Raw genomic sequence first — 1,616 nt, 5'->3', positions numbered from 1 at the left:
ATGTTGCTGGCTCAGCGCCACCGCACACGTCGCCCCAGGCTGCGCGCCTTGGCCGACCGCGCGCAAGCGAGCGAACTCGGCGGGCAAGGCGTGCGCGTGGGCAGCGGCTTCATCAGCTCGGGCGGCATGGGCTTGACCATCGGCAAGCAACAACAAAGCGCCGACGCGCAAAACCAGCAGACCACTGCAGCGGCCAGCACCGTGGGCAGCGTGGGCGTGTCCGTGCAGCTTGGCAGGGGTGGCGTGCTCAAGGGCGATCAGGTCACGGCCCAAGTGGGCGGCAACCTGACTATCCAAAGCCTGCAAGACAGCCACCAATACCAAGCGAGCCACCGCAGCGCAGGCGCCAGTGTGCTGCTGGGCGCAGGTGCCAGCGCCAGCCTGAGCCTCGGGCAGAGCCAGATCGACAGTGCCTACAGCAGCGTCAATCAGCAAAGCGCCATCCGGGCCGACGATGGGGGCTTTGCGGTCGACGTGGCGGGCAACACCACGCTCACGGGCGGGCAGATCACCAGCACGCAAGCGGCCATCGATCAGAACCAAAACCGCTTCCAGACCGGCGGCACGCTTGCCAGCAGCGACCTTCAGAACACGGCCAGCTATGCCGCCAGCGCCAGCGGCCTCACGGTGGGCGTGGGCGCCAGCTTGGGCGCCAGCGGCGCCGGCGTAGGCGCGGACAAAGGCAACGCCAGCAGCGTCACGGTGGCAGCCATCTCGGGGCTGGCGGGCCACACGGAGGCCCGCACGGGCGACGCCCAAGTGGGCCTCGCCCCGATCTTTGACAAGGATCGGGTCCGGACCGAAGTGGGTGCCCAAGTGGCGATCACCACGGCGTTTGGGCAGCAGGCCAGCAAAGCCATTGGGCGCTATGGCGACCAACAGTTGCAAAACGCCGCTGACAAAAAAAACCGGGCTGCGGCCGAGGTCGATCCGGTGCGTCGCCAAGCGCTTCTGGATGAAGCCCACGCGCTGGAAGACCACTGGAGGGAAGGCGGTACGCACCGGGTGGCCTTGCACACGCTGGCCGCCGGGTTGGGTGGTGGTGCTGCGGGCGCGCTGGGCGCGGCCAGCAGCCAGACGCTGATTCCGCAACTGGGCGAAGCCATCAACGCACTGGAAGCACCCGCAGAATTCAAGCAGGCCCTGACGCAAGGGCTGGCCATGGGCATGGGTGCGGCCGTGGGTGGAGCAGCAGGCGCGGCCAGTGCGCACAACGCCACCAGCCAGAACTACCTCACGCCGCGCGAGAACCTCAGGCGCAACCGTGCCCAGGCCGAGTGCCGCGTCAACCCCAGCAGCGACGCGTGCACCACAGCGGCGCGGCTCACCGTGCTGGACCAACGCCGCGACCGCGACATGGCCCGGGCCGCGCAAGCCTGCAACAGCGGCAGCATGCAAGCCTGCCGGGACCTCAACCGCACGCTCAGCCAGTTCCGCGCCCAAGGGGAGGCGGAGCTGAGACAATTGGCGCTAGAACTCAAACCCAGTTGCGCGCTGCCTAGGGATTGTTCCAACGCAGCCAACTGGGTGAACAACGAACTCAAGACCTTGAACCAGTTCAGCAAGCAGATCTGGGCGGCCCACGCCAGCGGCGCGGTGCAGCAGAGCCTCGGGCC

At 68.0% G+C, this 1,616-nt stretch carries 1 protein-coding gene; it reads left to right on the top strand.

Annotated elements, in window-relative coordinates:
• Positions 1-48: 48 nt before the first annotated feature.
• Positions 49-1,616, top strand: a 1,568-nt coding sequence (locus SRAH_RS10850; RefSeq protein ID WP_171816054.1) for a hemagglutinin repeat-containing protein, incomplete at its 3' end; no start/stop codon positions are given.

The sequence above is a fragment of the Serpentinimonas barnesii genome, from assembly GCF_000696225.1.
Taxonomy (GTDB): domain Bacteria; phylum Pseudomonadota; class Gammaproteobacteria; order Burkholderiales; family Burkholderiaceae_C; genus Serpentinimonas; species Serpentinimonas barnesii.
The sequence above is the reverse complement of the archived record's forward strand: the minus strand, read 5'-3'. Positions and strand labels throughout refer to the sequence as shown.